Origin of the sequence: Paractinoplanes tereljensis, from assembly GCF_016862435.1 — a bacterium.
Taxonomy (GTDB): Bacteria; Actinomycetota; Actinomycetes; order Mycobacteriales; family Micromonosporaceae; genus Actinoplanes; species Actinoplanes tereljensis.
On sequence record NZ_BOMY01000023.1, the window covers coordinates 68,593 to 84,510 of the forward strand.

At 67.5% G+C, this 15,918-nt stretch carries 13 protein-coding genes; 5 read left to right on the plus strand and 8 right to left on the minus strand.

The genetic code is table 11. The annotated features are described in order from the left end of the window. Positions 1–66 precede the first annotated feature (66 nt). A complete protein-coding gene (locus Ate02nite_RS18150) occupies positions 67–279 on the plus strand; it encodes a hypothetical protein (RefSeq protein WP_203806993.1) in 213 nt (70 codons plus the stop codon). An 84-nt stretch (positions 280–363) separates the two neighbouring features. After that, positions 364–783: a hypothetical protein gene (locus Ate02nite_RS18155; protein ID WP_203806995.1), complete on the plus strand. Its 420-nt coding sequence runs from the start codon at positions 364–366 to the stop codon at positions 781–783. Between the two features lie 188 nt (positions 784–971). Here the strand turns inward: Ate02nite_RS18155 and Ate02nite_RS18160 are convergent, their stop codons facing one another. Both Ate02nite_RS18160 and Ate02nite_RS18165 read right to left on the minus strand, forming a co-directional pair. Continuing rightward, positions 972–2,099, minus strand: coding sequence for a hypothetical protein (locus tag Ate02nite_RS18160; RefSeq protein ID WP_203806997.1), 1,128 nt, complete (start codon positions 2,097–2,099; stop codon positions 972–974). 289 nt (positions 2,100–2,388) lie between these two features. After that, positions 2,389–3,114, minus strand: a complete 726-nt coding sequence (locus Ate02nite_RS18165; RefSeq protein ID WP_203806999.1) for a hypothetical protein — start codon at positions 3,112–3,114, stop codon at positions 2,389–2,391. Positions 3,115–3,290: 176 nt separating this feature from the next. On the opposite strand from Ate02nite_RS18165, the gene Ate02nite_RS18170 reads away from it, so the two are divergent. Beyond that, entirely contained in the window at positions 3,291–3,755 is a 465-nt protein-coding gene (locus Ate02nite_RS18170) for a DIP1984 family protein (protein WP_203807001.1), read from the plus strand. Positions 3,756–4,032: 277 nt separating this feature from the next. On the opposite strand, the gene Ate02nite_RS18175 is transcribed toward Ate02nite_RS18170, so the two are convergent. From Ate02nite_RS18175 to Ate02nite_RS18185, 3 genes are all read right to left on the minus strand, one after another. Further along, on the minus strand, positions 4,033–7,530 hold the full coding sequence (locus Ate02nite_RS18175) for a choice-of-anchor D domain-containing protein (RefSeq protein WP_203807003.1): 3,498 nt from the start codon (positions 7,528–7,530) through the stop codon (positions 4,033–4,035). A gap of 117 nt (positions 7,531–7,647) precedes the next feature. Next, the gene (locus tag Ate02nite_RS18180; RefSeq protein WP_203807005.1) at positions 7,648–8,802 is read right to left on the minus strand and encodes a hypothetical protein; all 1,155 of its coding nucleotides are present in this window, start codon (positions 8,800–8,802) and stop codon (positions 7,648–7,650) included. A gap of 79 nt (positions 8,803–8,881) precedes the next feature. Beyond that, a complete protein-coding gene (locus Ate02nite_RS18185; protein ID WP_203807007.1) occupies positions 8,882–10,648 on the minus strand; it encodes a Xaa-Pro dipeptidyl-peptidase in 1,767 nt (588 codons plus the stop codon). Between the two features lie 80 nt (positions 10,649–10,728). Here Ate02nite_RS18185 and Ate02nite_RS18190 point away from each other — a divergent pair, with 80 nt between their 5' ends. Next, positions 10,729–11,106, plus strand: coding sequence for a DUF1304 domain-containing protein (locus Ate02nite_RS18190; protein ID WP_203807009.1), 378 nt, complete (start codon positions 10,729–10,731; stop codon positions 11,104–11,106). 246 nt (positions 11,107–11,352) lie between these two features. On the opposite strand, the gene Ate02nite_RS18195 is transcribed toward Ate02nite_RS18190, so the two are convergent. Next, the gene (locus Ate02nite_RS18195; protein ID WP_203807011.1) at positions 11,353–11,871 is read right to left on the minus strand and encodes a hypothetical protein; all 519 of its coding nucleotides are present in this window, start codon (positions 11,869–11,871) and stop codon (positions 11,353–11,355) included. 109 nt (positions 11,872–11,980) lie between these two features. On the opposite strand from Ate02nite_RS18195, the gene Ate02nite_RS18200 reads away from it, so the two are divergent. Beyond that, complete coding sequence (locus Ate02nite_RS18200) at positions 11,981–12,193, plus strand: hypothetical protein (RefSeq protein ID WP_203807013.1); 213 nt, start codon at positions 11,981–11,983, stop codon at positions 12,191–12,193. Positions 12,194–12,204: 11 nt separating this feature from the next. On the opposite strand, the gene Ate02nite_RS18205 is transcribed toward Ate02nite_RS18200, so the two are convergent. Beyond that, on the minus strand, positions 12,205–12,834 hold the full coding sequence (locus Ate02nite_RS18205) for a hypothetical protein (protein WP_203807015.1): 630 nt from the start codon (positions 12,832–12,834) through the stop codon (positions 12,205–12,207). A 281-nt stretch (positions 12,835–13,115) separates the two neighbouring features. Beyond that, on the minus strand, positions 13,116–15,902 hold the full coding sequence (locus tag Ate02nite_RS18210) for an FAD-binding and (Fe-S)-binding domain-containing protein (protein WP_203807017.1): 2,787 nt from the start codon (positions 15,900–15,902) through the stop codon (positions 13,116–13,118). Positions 15,903–15,918 lie beyond the last annotated feature (16 nt).

Genomic DNA, 15,918 nt, shown 5'->3' on the forward strand with positions numbered 1-15,918 from the left:
TCACAGCACCGCGTGGGGTCGCCACCTTCATGATCGACTTGTCGGCGCAGGAACTAAACTCCCTGCGTGGCAGGTGAACGGAAACCGCACGTCGCACCTTGGCGCCCGGTCGCCGGGCTGGCGGTGGGACTCGGGATGGTTGTCGGCTGGTGGTTCTTCGAGCCGGATGACGTCGGCTGGAAGTTCGTGGTCTCGATCCTCCTTCTGATGGCCGGGACAGGACTCGTCGTCGACAGCCTTCGTCATCTGCGACGACCACGAGAACACGTCGAACATTAGGGTGCGAGCGCCTCGTCCAAGGCTGTTGGTCAGGGATACCGACCTCCTCGCCTACATCGTCAAACAGCTAACCCAGGCGTTCCGGTGAGCAGGAGATTCTGGTGGACATTTGCGCAGGTCGTCGTGTTGTCTGCGGCCGCGTTGCTGCTCAGGAACTGGTGGAGCGTGATCTTCGCCGGCCTGGCCGGCGGCGCGATCGTCAGAGCCACCTGTCCCTCCCCGGTCTCGCAGGTGGTCAAGGATGCCGAACGGCTCGAACCCATCGGCTTCCAGCCCGGCGAGGGCCAATGGCAGGTCCGGCTGCACGAGCGCGGCCCGGCAGTCTTCATGCTGGTGCTCAGCCGTTCCTTCGGCATCGAAAAGCTGGAAGCCCTCCGCATGACCGGAGATCTGCCCGCCGTGCTGGTCAGCGACGCGACGCAGGAGCACGCTGAGGAACTCGTCGACCGTCTCCGGCAGATCGGGGCGATTGCTGAGCCGGTGCCACCGAGCGCTTGGACATAGGCGCGCAAGGTCGAGAGCGTGACAGTGTCCAGCTCACCGCGTAGCCCACGCATCTCCCATGGCAGCAGCATCCCGGACGTCACCGCCGCCAGAGAGCCGATAGCTGAATCGGGGCGGCGGGACCGCACTCATTCGCCGCCGATGAAGCGCGGAGAACCGCGCTCAGGATCGCGCTGTGGCCTGCGCGGTCAGCGTTCTTCCGGGCTTGGGTCCTGCTGTTGGTTCAGCAGCAGGAAGACGTCGTTCAAGAGCTGCGTCAGGTCAGGCCGGCGATTTCCTCTGCGGATGGCCATGGTTTCTGGCGACGGCATGGGCGGGTCGGGTAGCCGGGGCGCAATTGGCAGTTTGAGGTGTTCGCCAGCTAGGTCGATGAGGGCCTGGAGGTCGTCGCGAGCCTGCCGTCTTGGTGGCGTGTCGGTGTTGCTGGCGAAGCCGGGATGGTCGCGGGTTCCCGAGACGCGGAGCTTCCCGCGATGGCGGCGGAACCTGGTGGGTGCTTCGTGTTCAGGGTGGCCGAAGGTGAAGTGCATGCGGAACTCGAGGGCGTCGAGGCCGCTGCCGCGCCACCACGCCCGCCACTGCTCGGATCTGCCGGCCAGCTCGGCCAGGTCGACCTGAGTGATGTAGTACTCGTCGTCCGCGTCGGTCTGCGGCCGCAGACCCTCGATGTCGCTGAGCCCGACCTCCAGCCAGACCGGCTCCCGGTCGGCGTAGGTTCGCACGACAACGGCGGGTATGCGGTCCGTCGGGGCAACTTCTGCACGGTCGTTCTCGGCAACGGGTTCGCCACGAGTTGCCGGGTCGTCCAGATCGACGGCGAGCAGGCCCTGACTGTCACGCCAGATCTCGTGCTTGCCGACGCCTGCGGAGAGCCCCTCGTACGGCACCATCTCCACCCGGCGTTTGCCGCGCCAGCGCAGCGTACGTGCACTGCGGGCGAACCCGGCCGAAGTGCTGAAAGCCAGCGCCGGCACAGACACTACGACGAGATCGCCGTCGTCACGGCGCCGGACGTGGATGGTGGCCCGGCCGTAGCCGTCGTCGTGCAGCACGAAGACCGGGTGCGCGGTAAGCGTACGGTCCGGGCTGATCTTCGCCGGGCCTTCCCACCGGAACCGTAACCGGCGGTCGAGGACGTGCCGCCGGGCGCCGTCGAGCGCGCCCTGGTCCCAGCCGCGCTCGATGCCCAGCCGGCTTGCGGCGGCGTGCACGATTTCCAGGGCCAGTGCGGCCCGCGCGAGTTCCGGGAGGGCGGCTATTCCGGGCGGCAGGGTGATCGTCCCGGCCTCGAATCCCGCTGCGACGTCGGTGTCCATTTCCAGAAGTACGTCGTCACGGTCGTCCTCGTGCCAGCAGAACAGGCGTAGCTCCGAATGCCGCGCGGGAAGGCCGGCGTCCCGGACTGCCTCCGTGTACAGCTCGCACACGCTGCGGCTACTGCGAACGAACGCGTCTTCGTCGGGGTGGTCGAGCCACGGCTGATCCGGGTGGCCGGTCGAGGGCCAGACGTTGATCCAGCTCAGCCTCGACACCATCTCGTCCCCTCCGCGGCAGCTGGCTTGATCGCAAAGGCCACAGGTGTCGCCAATGAAGCGAGCCGAGCGGTTAGCCGAGCAACTCGTTGAAATTGATGACCGTTGAGGCCGGAGGGGCTTTCAGGTCGGCGAAGGCCGCCCCGAAGTCACTGAAGGTGAGACTGCCGGCGGCCTCGGTCGGGCCTTGGAGCCGAAGCGGGTACGCCGGGCCGTCCACGGCGACGTACAGCGTGCTGTGCCGGGAGTCGACCTGGCTGACCATCAGGGCCCGGTTGGCGCCGACCTTCGTGACGTATTGCTTGATCCAGCCTCCGCTACCGTCCAACAACTTGTTGACGTCGGCGACGCCGAGCATTCCGGCGAAGTTCTTGTCCGTTGGCGACACTTGAATCCAACGGCCTTTGACCTTCGCAACAGAGGCCTTCGCCAGGCTCGCATCGCCGAGGCTCGCCTTCCAGAATGCATAGTCGGGGCGGATGTAGGCGTTCTTGCCGACCGTCAGCATCTCGACTTTCGTCTTGTTCCTCGTCAGGATGCCTCGTACGTCGGAGCCTCGAACCTCGAGGTCCATACCGGTCACCGTGCCGTCCGCGGTGACGAAACCCTTGAGTCGAAACGTCTTGGCCTCCGTCAACGCCGCCTTCGCCCGGTCGAAGATCGCTGCGGGCTCAAGAGCGGCGACGCCGTTGTCCGCAGGCGTGGAGGGGGTAGCCGACGCAGGCACCACCGGCGCACTCGCGGCGCCGCTCGCGCACCCGCCCAGGAACAAGGCGGCAACAGCGACTACGCCGGCCACGCAACGCCAACCCGTTGTGTTCATCGACTTCCCGTTCCCCGTCGTCCGTCACCGCGAAGCTCGATCGTGCCGTGGTGATCGGCGGCATACGATATCTCCCTCGCGACCGCCGAGCTGCGGGCTCCTGCCGCTGGAAATCGGAGGCGACGCCGATCTTGGCTGGCCATACTGTTCCCATGAAACTTGCCGAGGCACTCGCGCTGCGCGCAGATGCGTCGCGCCGGGCCGAACAGCTCCGCTCTCGCATCACCAGCAGCGCGCGCTTCCAGGAAGGTGAGACCCCGGCCGAGGACGCAGCGTCCTTGCTCGCCGAGGCGAGCGAAGTGCTCACCGAGCTTGAGTCACTGATCAGGCGGATCAACCGCACCAATGCCGCCACGCAGGTCGAGGGCGACACACTGACTGACGCGCTCGCTCGGCGAGACGTCCTGCGCCTACGCCACAGCATGGTCACGTCCGCGGCTGACGCCGCAGCCGGTGAGGGCCAGCGCGGATACCGGCAGCTGCGGTCCGAGCTGAAGATGATCCCGGCGCTGCCGGTCGCTGACTTGCGCCGCCAGGCTGACGATCTTGCTCGGCAGGTTCGTGTGGTTGACACGCTGATTCAGCGGGTCAACTGGGAGGTCGATCTGCTCGACTGACGGGCGCGGAGCAGGTAGCCGACGTGGAGGCGTGCGCAAACCCGGGAGCCGGCGGGTAATTCGGCTCACTTCCTGGCGCGTCGGGGGCAGGCGCGGGGGTTCGATTCCCTGACACACATCGCATGCCCAGCACACGGCACAGGTGACGGCGCACAGGGCACAGCACACCACCGAGCGTGGATCCACGACGGCGAGGGCGGGATTGGGGAACTCCGCGCCGCTCATGAACGGAACCCTGGGCCTGCCCCGTATTGACGGAGCAGGCCCAGGTTGGGATTCAGCTGTTCCAGACCTGGAAGGCGGAGATCTGGCCGGCCGGCCAGCCCGTGTTCGCGGTGATGTTCAGGCGGAAGTAGCGCTGCGTCGTCGCGGTGAAGGTGATCGTCACCGCGTTGCTTGCGGACGGGGTGAAGTTGTAGTCGGCCGACGCCTTCACCGTCGTCCAGGTTGAGCCGTCGGTGCTGGCCAGCAGGGATAGCGTCTCGGTTCGGGCGCCCCACGCCGTGGGGATCTGCAGGACCGCTCGGCTTGCGCTCTGCGCCGAGCCCAAGTCGACCTGCACCCACTGCGGGAAGGCGTTGTTCGCGCTCTCCCAGTAGGTGTTCTGGTCGTTATCCGTGACGTTGCCCGAGCCGTAGACGTCGGCGTGGCTGGACTCGCTGGTCGGCTTGCCGGCGGCCAGGTTGGTGCTGGTGGTGCCGGCGCCGGTGCCGGTAAGCGCTACCGAAACGCCGCCGATGGTCAGGGTGCCGGTTCGGTTCCCGGAGGCGGTCGGGCGGAAGGTCACCGTGACCGTGCAGGACGCGCCGGCCGCCAGCGACGTGCCGCAGTTGTTCGACTGGGCGTAGTCACCGGTCACCGCGGCGGCCAGTGATGTCGCGGCGGCGGTGCCACTGTTGGTCACCGTTACCGCCTGGCCGGTGCTCGTCGTGTTCAGCGCCTGAGTGCCGAAGGTGAGCGTGGACGGCGTCGCCGACAAGGCCGGACCACTGCTGCCGCCACCCGGGTAGACCTCGAACTCCGCGATCTGGCCGGCCGGCCAGCCCGAGTTGGCGGTGATGTTGACCCGGACGTAGCGGGCGTTGGTGCCGGGGACGGTGATCGACGCCGCGTTGCCGGAGGCCGGGTTGAACGTGTAGCTCGCCGAGGCGACCGCGGTGCTGAAGGTGGAGCCGTCGGTGCTGGTCTGCACGGACAGGGTCTGGGTGCGGGTGGCCCAGGCGGTCGCCGGCGGCAGCTTCAGGGTCACCTTGCCGACGCTGTACGCGGCACCCAGGTCAACCTGCAACCACTGCGGGAAGGCGCTGTTGTTGCTCTCCCAGTAGGTGTTCGCGTCGCCGTCAGTGGAGACCGAAGCGGCCTGGGTGGCGTTTACCTGGCTGCTCGCGGTGGCCGGGCGGCCGGCCGCGATGTTGGTGGTCGAGCCGATGCCGCTGCCGGCGAGCGCGACCGCAAGGCTGCCGACGGTCAGGGTGCCGGTTCGCGACCCGGATGTGGTCGGGCGGAAGGTCACCGTGGCCGTGCAGGACACACCCACCGCGATCGAGGAGCCGCAGGTGTTGGTCTGCGCGAAGTCACCACTTGCGGTGACACCCGAGATGGTCGCGGCCGTGGTTCCGGAGTTCGTGACGGTGACGGTCTGCGCGGCCGAGGTGGCGCCGACGATGGTGCCGGCAAAGGAGAGCGACGACGGCGACGCGGTCAGGATCGGGCCGGGGGCCACGCCGGTGCCGGACAGCGGGATCGTGTTGGTGATGCCGGAGGCGGTGACCGTCAGGTTTCCGGTGCGGGAGCCGGCCACGGTGGGTGCGAAGCGGACGCTCACCGTGCACGAGCCGCCGGCCGCGATCGACGAACCGCACGTGTTGGTCTGCGTGAAGTCGCCCGTGACCGAAACTCCGGACACCGGGGCGGCGGCCGAGCCCGAGTTGGTCACGGTCACCGTCTGGGCCGCACTGGTGGAGCCGGTGGCAACCGTGCCGAAGCCCAGAGTGGACGGGCTGATCGAGATCAGCGAGCCGTTGTCCGGGAGATACGGCGGGAATGCCGGATTTGTCACCTGAGTACAAGCGGTAGACCCAAAAATCCCGGAATTGCCGCCACCATCGGTCAGCGTGAAGCCGACGCCACAGTTGTAGACCGCGGCCGGGCCCAACGTACCGGTAGCAGTGCTGTTGGAGATCGTGGCGGAACCGCCGACCTGCTCCTGCACCACATAGGACCCAGTGTTCTGGATCGTGGCGTTATTAATGCGCACGTTCGAAATCTGCGAACCCGACACGAACTGGATCGCCTCGAACGGGCTCTGCTGGATCAGGATGTTGTCGACGTTGGTGAGGCCGGTCATCGCGCCGTCGCGAGCGTCGAACCAGAGCGCCCCGACGCCGAACTGCCAGTTCGGGTCGAGCCCACCGGACCGGATGATCGTGTTCCGCAGAACGTCGGTGCGGCCAAGCGTGGTGGAGGCGAAGCGCTGCGCTACGTGGATGCCGCCACCCTGGGTGAGGCCGGAGTCGACCACCCGGTTGTCGGTGACGAAGTTGTCGTGACCGCCGTAGATGGCGATGCCGTTGGCCAGGATCGGATATTGCACGGTGTTGTGGTCGAACGAGTTGTTCGCGTCAGCCACCGACTCGGCCCAGGTCGCCAGGCCGTCGTCGCCGGTGTTGCGGATGTCCGAGTTGGTGACCTTGGAGTTGGTCACGCCCTTGTGGAAGTTCACGCCGTCGGCGGTGACGTTGCGGATCCGCAGGCCGGAGAAGACCAGGTTGTCCATCGGCCCGTCCATCCACGCGCCGACCTTGAGGTGCTCGATCCACAGCCGGTCGACGGTCGAGTTACTCATCGCCCCGCCGACCGCGTTGACCTGGGCGGAGTCGTCGCGACCCTGCACGTCACCGAAGATCGCGAAGTCGGCCAGGTGCACGTTGGTGCTCGGGTTGGGCGCGTCGTTGCCGTAGAAGCCGGGCGCCGCCCCGACCACCGTGGAGTACCAGGTGCCGGCCCCCTTGATGGTCACGTTGTTGACCGCGATGTGCCCCGGGATCTTGAAGGTCCCGGCCGGAATCCACACCGTGCCACCGGCGCCGGCCGCCTGAATGGCCGAGTTGAACGCCGCCGTCGAGTCGGCCGCGCCGGTCGCGTCGGCGCCGCGCGAGGTCACCGACACCGAACCGGCCGGCTGCGAAAGAGCGCCGGCGACAGATTCAAAATCCGCGAAATCGATGGTGTACGACGAGGCAGAGTTACCCGCGTCGACCTGCAGCCGGAACTTGGTGCCGGCCGGGTAGGTCGTCGGGAACTGCCGATGCACTTCATCGTAGAAGTGGTGGGCGTTGCCGCCGGGCGAGTTCGTGAACGGATAGCTGCCGTAGAACCAGCTGTACGCGTTGGTCAGGCTGAAGTCGGTGGACTTCGTGCCGTCGACGTAGAAGCTCAGCGGCGCCGTGTAGACCGAACCACCCCCGGTGTCCGGAATGCTGTAGCGGAACACGATCGAGTTGGTGGCGACCGGGGTGGTGAACTCGACGTACTTCCCGGCGCCCTGGAGAGTAACCGCTTTGCGGTAGGACGCCTCGGCCGCGAGCGTGTTGTAGGCCGCGGACGGACCGATCAGCGTGCCGTTAGTTGTAGAACTCTCGGCCTGCACTTCTACATAGGGCAGGGTGGCGCCGCTGCCACCGGTGGCGGCGGCCTGTGCGGGGGCGGCGTAGAAGAGCGTGGTGCCGACCAGGGCGGCGCCGATGAGTGCGGCGCCGAGCCTTCTTCTGGACATGTGCGTGCTCGCTTTCGACAAAACGCCGGGGGATAAAGCGATGAGGGGGAGCTACCGGCAACGTAACCTCTGCGACACGAGCACGCAATATTGAGACAGAACTTTGCAAGACTCGAATCAGGGACGGGAAGAGCCCGCGTCCCGGGTTCGGACGCTGTTGAGGACACTCTGGCCCTGTTGATCGACCAGGCGGGTGAACAGCTGCTGGGCGTACCCGAAAACCAGGGCCCAGGCCAGGATCTGCGCGCTGGTGTCGAGCGCGCTCAGGCCCGGCACGAACTGCCCGCGCATCAGCAGCAGCCCGAGGAACGCGGTGAGCGCCCCGGTCGGCAGCTTCAACGCGGCCAACGCGACCGGCAGGCCGTACCGTTCGGATGAGCCTTTGATTCTTCGGATCGCGGCCGCCGCGGCGATGGCCGCGGCCGTCAGTCCCACCAGCTCCACCACCAGCAGGTCCATCCGGGTGGCGGTCTCGGCGACGACCGCGTCGATGTCGCGAATCTCGGCGGCCGGCGGCGACGAGGCGGCGGCAACGCCGTCCTGCGACGGCGTGAACCGGTCGGACTGCGCGGCCGGGCACACCACCACGGCCGTGCCGGATTCGACCGGCGCGAAACAGAGCGGAATGAGCGTGCGGCCGAAGAAGCCGAGCAGTGCCACCCCGAGCGCGATAAACGTCATCACCACCGCGGTCGCCACCACCACGTTGCGGAAACTGCGCAGCTGAATGTGCTCCCGCAGCGCCGCCGAACTGGCCGCCCGCACAGTGGTAACGATCTTCCCGCGCTCCCGCGCAACAATGTCTTCGACGGAGACGGCATCCGACGAGGCCGGCCGATCACCTGGCTCCCCCACGCCGACGCTGCGGGCGATCCGCTCGAACTCCATCCGCCCGGGATCGGTCGCAACGAGATGGCAGCGCACGTGCCGCAACAAGCAGGGCAGCTGCCCCAGCACATACGACGGCGGCGCGATGTTGAGAATGTGCGCCTCGGCCGCGTCCAGGTTGCTGGATGCCCGTTCCATCAACGGCCCGTTCCGGAAGAACCGCCACCGCCGGTGCGGATTCAACTTCTTGACCGTCGCCGCGTCCCTGGCCGCCTCCAGATGCCGATGGATCGCACCGTCCAGGATGGAGTCCGCGCTGTCCGGCTGCTTGCGCCGCACCCACGCGGCCAGTGCCTCCAACTCGGTGGCGCGGGTCAGCGTCCCCTCCCGCCAGGCAACCCACACCGGACCACCGATCGGACCGATCTCACTGATGACGTCCATGGCAAACCTCCCCGAACAGAAGAGCCAGCTCGGGGAGGTCTGGATACAACTAGCTACTGGATACGACCAGCTATCGGAATCAGGCCAGCGGCAAACTCACCGTCGACTGCCCCGGGCGAACGCCGACAACCGTCCCGGCCGGATAACGCAGGGTGTGATCCCGGTCGGTCGAGATGATCACCAGCCCGATCCGGTGCCCGGCCGCGAACACGTGATCCTCCGGCTGCAGGCTCCACCGGAAGGTGTACGGCTGACCGGCTTTGATCGGCTTCGTAACCGCCGGCGAGAAGCGGTTGCGCACATCCAGCCACCCCCGCGTCACGATCTCAAACGGGGTCGACGCGATCACATGCTCCCGCCGGGCGAAACACCCCGGATCCCCGGTGATGCCGGGACCGACGCACTCCAGCTGGTCCGGGAAGCTGCGGGTGCCGGCCCATCGATCGGCGGTGCCGTAGTCGACAAGCATCGCGGTCAGATACGGCGAGCTACCGGCCAGGTCGGCCCGCAGGGAAACCTTCACGGTGCCGGAAAGACGCGTTTCACGCGTAAGGGCAGGTCCGAGATAGATCAGCCGATTGGGATCGGTCGCGGTCTCGTTGGCGGCCAGCGCTTCGGGCGTACGGGCGGGAGCGTCCACAAAACTCTGCCGAGCCCCGTTACCGAGCGTCGTGGTAACGGTGTGCGCGGCCCGAATCGGCCAGGCCGACGCCGTACGCCATTGGTTGGGTGCGGTTTCGACGTCGGCAACCGGATCACGCATGATGCCGTTGTCGATCCGGTAGAGCCAGAAATCGAACCACCGGTGCAACGTCTCCAGCCACACGTCCCGCCGAATGTTGAACGGGTCGGCGTGCGCGGCCTGGTGCAGCCAGATCTTCTTCGGCACCCGCAGCGCGTTCCACCACTGCCCGAACTGCTGAGTGCGCACGTTGTCGTCGTGCAGCCCGTGCACCACGAACACACTGGCCCGCACCTTCCCAGCGTCCGGCACGTAGTTCCGCTCGGCCCAGAAGGCGTTGTAGTCCCCGGTTTCCCGGTCCTGATCCTTCTCCAACTGAGCCATCACGTCAGCACAAACTGACGGATCAGCGCGGGTCAGCACCGCCTTGGCCAGCACATCGGTGTCCTCCCCCTGGAAGCCACCCGGCGCCACGACACCCCCGTTGGCCCGGTAGTAGTCGTACCAGCTGGAGATAGCCGCGATCGGCACGATCGTCTCCAGCCCACGCACGCCGGTGGCGGCAACCGCGTTAGGCAGCGTCCCGTTGTAGGAGACCCCGATCATCCCGGTACGCCCGGTCGACCACCCGGCACTGACCGCCGCACCCGATTCGTCGAACCCGGGCGCCCGCCCGTTGAGCCAGTCGACGACGGCCTTCATGCCAAGCGTCTCGTTCCGCCCACCCGAGGTAGGGCAGCCGTCCGACCCACCGGTGCCAAGACTGTCGGCGAAGACGACGGCGTAGCCACGCGGCACGAAGTAGTTGTCCAGATACCCGCTGAACGTGATGGTCTCGGCCGCCCGGGACAGCCCGGCGAGGTCCCGGTCGACGTCATCGTGGTTGGGCACGTCGTTGAGGCCGGCGTAATACGGGCTGGCCTGAAAGATCACCGGCACCCGTTTGGCGGTGGCCGGCCGGATGATGCGGACCGCGACCCGATCGGGTTTCCCGTCGGCGTCGCTGTCCACCGAGGTCTGCACCCAGACGCGTTCACGAACGGCCTGGGTGTAGTCGTACTCGGGTTGGGTCGGCCCCGGAGCGGCCGCGGTGGCGGGAGCGGCGGCCAACGCGGATGCGGTGAGGGCACACAGGGTGACGGCCATCAGCCGTTTCAGTCGCATCGCCCGACAATATCGGCGTACGTCGATGATCGTGATCCCGTCGACCGCCCCGCAACCCAGGTCAGGCAGAATCCCCGATCATGAATGCAGTCGGCCAGGTAGCCGCCGCCCTAGCGGCACTGATCCACGTGTACATCTTCGTCCTGGAAGCGGTGCTGTTCCCCCGCCCGGCCGGCTACAAGACCTTCGGCGTCCCCGAGTCGGACGTCCCCGCGGTCCGCCCATGGGCCTTCAACCAGGGCTTCTACAACCTGTTCCTGGCCATCATCACCGCCGTAGGCCTGATTCTGCTGCACACCGACACCACCCAGGGCGGCCGCGCCCTGATCGTCGCCGGTTGCGGCAGCATGATCGCCGCCGCCGCAGTCCTACTGGCCACCAACCGCCGCATGCTCCGCGCCGCCACAGTCCAGGGCCTGGCCCCCCTGCTAGCGATCATCCTGCTCATCGTCGCCTGACAAACACCAGCCAGGCGTTGCTTCGAGGCTCCGCGAGGTGATCTCCAGGTCGCGCGTCCCGCACGCTTTCTTTTAAATACGGCGTAGGAACAGCTCGCCTGATCCACAGTTTCGCTGAGCGAAGCTCACCCTCCGCGCGCCCGCGCCGGGCGGGCCCGACCCAATTCGCCGACCACCCGCCGCCCACCCCCGTGCCGCGACGCACGCTCAGCGACCCAGCCGAAAGGCGCCCGATTTCACCCGGGGTTACCGGTGGGCGGCGGCTACGTCCTCGGGGCGGTAGCCCAGGCGGAGCTTGTCGGCGATCTCGTCGCGGGTGCGCAGGGCGGCGCGCCAGCCGACCACCTCGGTCGTCACCAGGCCGCCCTGCGGGCCGGTCGCCTCCACGAGCCAGGGCCGGCGGAAGAGCACCCGGCCGACCACGCCGGCGATCACCAGCAGCACCACGATCATGACGTCCAGGATCAGCAGGAGCAGAGGCAGCAGGAGCCACCAGAAGAGGAGGCCGAAGACGATCATCCCGATGATGATGGCGATGCCGACCACCAGGTCGTCGGCGAGGTCGTCGAAGAACCCGCCGCCGGAGTGGTGTCCACCGCTCGGCAGATCCAGACCAGGGTCGGGGAAATCTGGTCCGCCGTCGCGATCCTTGCGCTTACGCCGCCAGCCACCGAAGCGACGCGCGAGCGCCCGCCACCGCGGTTCCCAGACGACCCGAACCCGCCAGGCGGCCCCATCCAAAGCCTGCACAGTCACGGTACGCACAGCCCGCAGTCTAGAAACATCGCGCCAGCCTGCGGCCGCCGCCGGATGCAGGACGAACGTCACCTCCGGTTCACGCTAGGCCCGCCGAACCGGGGTAAGGATCTTGGTCATGGTGGAATCGGAGAAGACCCCGGCCAACAGCGGCGCCCAGCGCAAAACCGTCGACGTGCCGCCGACCCGGACGGAACAGCCGTCGGGCCTGCTGCCGCGCGACAGCGCCGACCCAAACCTGACCGACGAGGAGCGGCACGCCCGGCTCGGCTCAGCCGGCGGCGGCCCATATAGCCCCGGCGCACCCGGCCACGACACGGAGTCGGACTGACCCGATCCAGCCTAGTTCTTCCAGACTTTGACGTGAGCCTTCAATGCGACCTTCTCGGGCTGCTGATCACTTGAGGTGATCATTTCCGGGAGGTCGTCAATGCGGAAGAACGCAGTCCATGGGCCGGTCTTGATGCAATAGGTGAACCCCTTGTGGATCTCCCTCGAAGCACCGTCACCGGCATGACAAGCCGCTGGGTCGTCGACGTGGTCACCGTCAACCACGGCTCCCGTCGCACCGTTTCCCTCGATGGGATCGATCCAGAAAGCAGGAGCTTGGCCCCGGGTGCAGCCGTCATTGCGGTGACCTTGCTGTCGACATTCGAAGGTTACCGCGTAGGGGTCCTTCTCCCGGGCGATGTCCCCGGTCAGTGGATCGAGGTTGCTTTGCGGAGGGTCAGCCTTCCGCATCGCGATCAGAACGTCGTACTCGCGCAATAGCTTGACGGGCCCGCTGCGCGGCACGGCCGATGCGCTCACGGTTGGTCCGGCCTTGACTGGGCCTGATGTCGGCCCGGTAGGGCCAGGCCCGACCGCCTCGGCCTGCTCATTCTTGTCGCAAGTCGAAAGGGAATAACCTGAGCGACAAAGAATATCGTCGCCGAAAAGGAAGACAATGACCGCAAGGAAGAGCCCCAGCACCCCGAGGAGGACTACGAACCGGGGCCGATCAAAGAATCGACGCCCCTGACCAGGCGGACCGGAACTCATGAGACACCCCAAGCGACAGATGGTCCATCGCCAGTTACCAACGACACCGACCCTCGTATCGCTCAATAAGGAACTGTCACCTTACTGACACACGACGCTATCTATATTCGGGTGGGGGCCGCCCGGCCGGGGGTCGGGACGGCCTTTATTGCTACGGCCTGGCCGCCTCGGCGGGCGGGGTGGATTTGGCGGGCGGTGGCGCCCGTATCTTTCTAGGGCTTTGGTTTTTGGGCTTCGGCCAGGAGTTGCACCAAGTGGACGCCGGGGGTGTCGGCCAGATCGGCCGCCTGGGTTCGGCAGGAGAAACCGTCGGCCAGGAGGATGTCGCCTGGTTCGGCCTTGTCCAAGGCCGGCAGCAACTGCTGTTCGGCTACCTTTACCGACACCTCGTAGTGGCCCTGCTCCACGCCGAAGTTGCCGGCCAGGCCGCAGCAACCGCCCAGGCGTTTCACCGTGGCGCCGGCCGTTTTCAGCAGCTTGGCGTCCGCCTCCCAGCCCATCACGGCGTGGTGGTGGCAGTGCGGCTGGGCGATCACCCGGACGCCCTCCAGGGACGGCGGGGCGTAATCCGGGGTTCGGGCCAGCAACTCGGCGACCGTTACCGTTGCGGCGCTCACCTTGCGGGCTGTGTCGTTGTCCAGCAGCTCGTTGATGTCGCTGCGGAGGACTCCGGTGCAGGATGGCTCCAGGCCTACCACCGGCATGCCCTGGTCTACCGCGGCGGCCAGCTGGTCGGCGGTTTTGCCGAGGATGCGGCGGGCGGCGTCGAGCTGGCCGGTGGAGATCCAGGTCAGGCCGCAGCACGCCTCCTTCGTCGTGATCGATGGGGCATAACCGGCGGCGGTCAGCACCTCGACCGCGGCCTTGCCGACCTCGGGTGAGAAGTGGTCGGTGAAGCTGTCGATGAACAGCAGGACCGGTTTTCCATCCGGGCGCTTTTGTGAAGCGAACCACTGGCGGAACGTCTGCGGGGCGAAAGCGGGGATGGAACGGCGGGAATCGACGCCGGCCAGGCGCAGGGCCAGGCCGCGGATGCCCGGGAGCGTGGTCATCCGGTTGGCCAGGCGCGGCATGTGGGCAGCCAGCCGGGACCAGCGAGGCAGCCAGCCGAGCGAATAGTGCGAGCGCGGGCGCAGGCGGCGCTTATAACTCTGGTGCAGGACTTCTGACTTGTAGGCGGCCATGTCGATGCCGGTCGGGCAGTCCGATGCACAACCCTTGCAGGAGAGACATAGATCTAGGGCCTCGTGAACTGTAGAACTGCGCCAGGAAGGTGCTAGATCTCCGTCGAGCATTTCCTGCAACACTCGGGCGCGACCTCTAGTTGAGTCCTTCTCGTCGCGGGTCGCCAGGTAGGACGGGCACATCACGCCGCCGAGGACCGTGGTGTCGGCGCGGCACTTGCCGACGCCGGTGCAGCGGTGCACGGCCTGGTTGAAGTCGCCGTGATCGGAGTGGTAGGCCAGCGCGAGTTTGGTACGGACCGGACGGGCCTGGGCCACCCGGATGTTGGCGTCGACCGGATCGGGGTCGACCAGGTTGCCGGGGTTCAGCAGGTTGTTCGGGTCGAAGATCTGCTTGATCTGGCCGAACAGGGTCATCGCGGCCGGCGAGTACATCCGGGCCAGCAATTCGCTGCGTGCTCGGCCATCGCCGTGCTCCCCGGAGAGCGAACCGCCGTAGCTGACGACCAGGTCGGCGGCGTCCTCCAGGAACGCCCGGAACTTGGCTGGGCCGCCGGAAGAGGCCAACGGGAAATCCAGGCGTACGTGGACGCAGCCGTCGCCGAGATGCCCGTACGGCATGTTGCTGAGGCCGTGCTGGTCGCAGAGCGCGTCGAAGTCCCGCAGGTAGGCGCCGATCTTCGCCGGTGGCACCGCCGAGTCCTCCCAGCCGGCGTGGGCCGGCTTGCCGGAGGGCGCGCGGCCGGCCAGGCCCGCGCCGTCCTCCCGGATGCGCCATAGCGGGGCGGCCGCGACCGGGTCCTCGACCACCAGCGAGTCGACCGCCTCAGACGCCTTGACCAGCCCGGCGACCCGGTCGCGCACCTCGCCGAGGTCGTCGCCGGCGATCTCCACCATGAGCCACGCGGTGCCGCCCGGCAGGGGTGGCACGGCATCCGGGCCACGCCGCGAGCGGACCACGTCGCAGATGCGCGAGTCGATGCCCTCGCAGGCGGTCGGCTTGAACTCAAGGATCGCCGGGATGATGTCGCCGGCGGTGCCGAAGTCGGGGTAGCCGAGCACTACCAGCACCCGATAGGTCGGATCCGCCACCAGCTTGACGGTGGCTTCGGTGACCACCGCGAGGGTGCCTTCGCTGCCGACCAGGAACTCGGTGAGGTTGAAGCCGTGCTCGGGGAGCAGGTGCTCGACGGCGTAACCGGAGACCTGCCGGCCGAAGGTGCCGAACTCGGTGCGGGCCACGGCCAGATTGGCGCCGATCAGCGTCTGCAGCGCGGCGGGCTGGGGCGCGTCGTCGAACAGCGACCGGCCGTCGATCGTCAGCGCGCGCAGGCCGACCACGTTGTCCGAGGTGCGGCCGTAGCCGAGGGTGCGGGCACCGCAGGAGTTGTTGCCGATCATGCCGCCGATGGTGCAGCGGGTGTGCGTGGACGGGTCGGGGCCGAACCGCAGGCCGTGCGGTTTCGCGGCGGCCTGCAGCACCGACTGCACGGTGCCGGCCTGGACCGTGGCGGTGCGGGCGGCGGCGTCCACGTCGAGGATCTTGTTCATGTGCCGGCTGAAGTCGAGGATCACGCCGGGACCGATGGCGTTGCCGGCCACCGAGGTGCCGGCGCCCCGCGCGGTGAGCGGAACGCCCAGGTCACGGCACACGCTCAAAACCGTGAGGACCTCGTCCTCGGCGCGCGGGCGGACCACGGCTTGCGGGACCACGCGATAGAGAGAAGCGTCAGACGCGTACATTGCCCGGTTTGTCGCGTCATCGAACACTTCAGCCACCCCGACCCGGCGCAGCCGATCTCCCACTTCGCTCATACGCCGGATTTTTCCA

Excerpts from the sequence above, each read along its gene's own strand:
- Ate02nite_RS18160 (WP_203806997.1), bottom strand. The coding sequence starts at position 2,099 with ATGGACACCGACGTCGCAGCGGGATTCGAGGCCGGGACGATCACCCTG.
- Ate02nite_RS18210 (WP_203807017.1), bottom strand. The coding sequence starts at position 15,902 with ATGAGCGAAGTGGGAGATCGGCTGCGCCGGGTCGGGGTGGCTGAAGTG.
- Ate02nite_RS18175 (WP_203807003.1), bottom strand. The coding sequence starts at position 7,530 with ATGTCCAGAAGAAGGCTCGGCGCCGCACTCATCGGCGCCGCCCTGGTC.
- Ate02nite_RS18190 (WP_203807009.1), top strand. The coding sequence starts at position 10,729 with ATGAATGCAGTCGGCCAGGTAGCCGCCGCCCTAGCGGCACTGATCCAC.
- Ate02nite_RS18185 (WP_203807007.1), bottom strand. The coding sequence starts at position 10,648 with ATGCGACTGAAACGGCTGATGGCCGTCACCCTGTGTGCCCTCACCGCA.
- Ate02nite_RS18170 (WP_203807001.1), top strand. The coding sequence starts at position 3,291 with ATGAAACTTGCCGAGGCACTCGCGCTGCGCGCAGATGCGTCGCGCCGG.
- Ate02nite_RS18180 (WP_203807005.1), bottom strand. The coding sequence starts at position 8,802 with ATGGACGTCATCAGTGAGATCGGTCCGATCGGTGGTCCGGTGTGGGTT.
- Ate02nite_RS18200 (WP_203807013.1), top strand. The coding sequence starts at position 11,981 with ATGGTGGAATCGGAGAAGACCCCGGCCAACAGCGGCGCCCAGCGCAAA.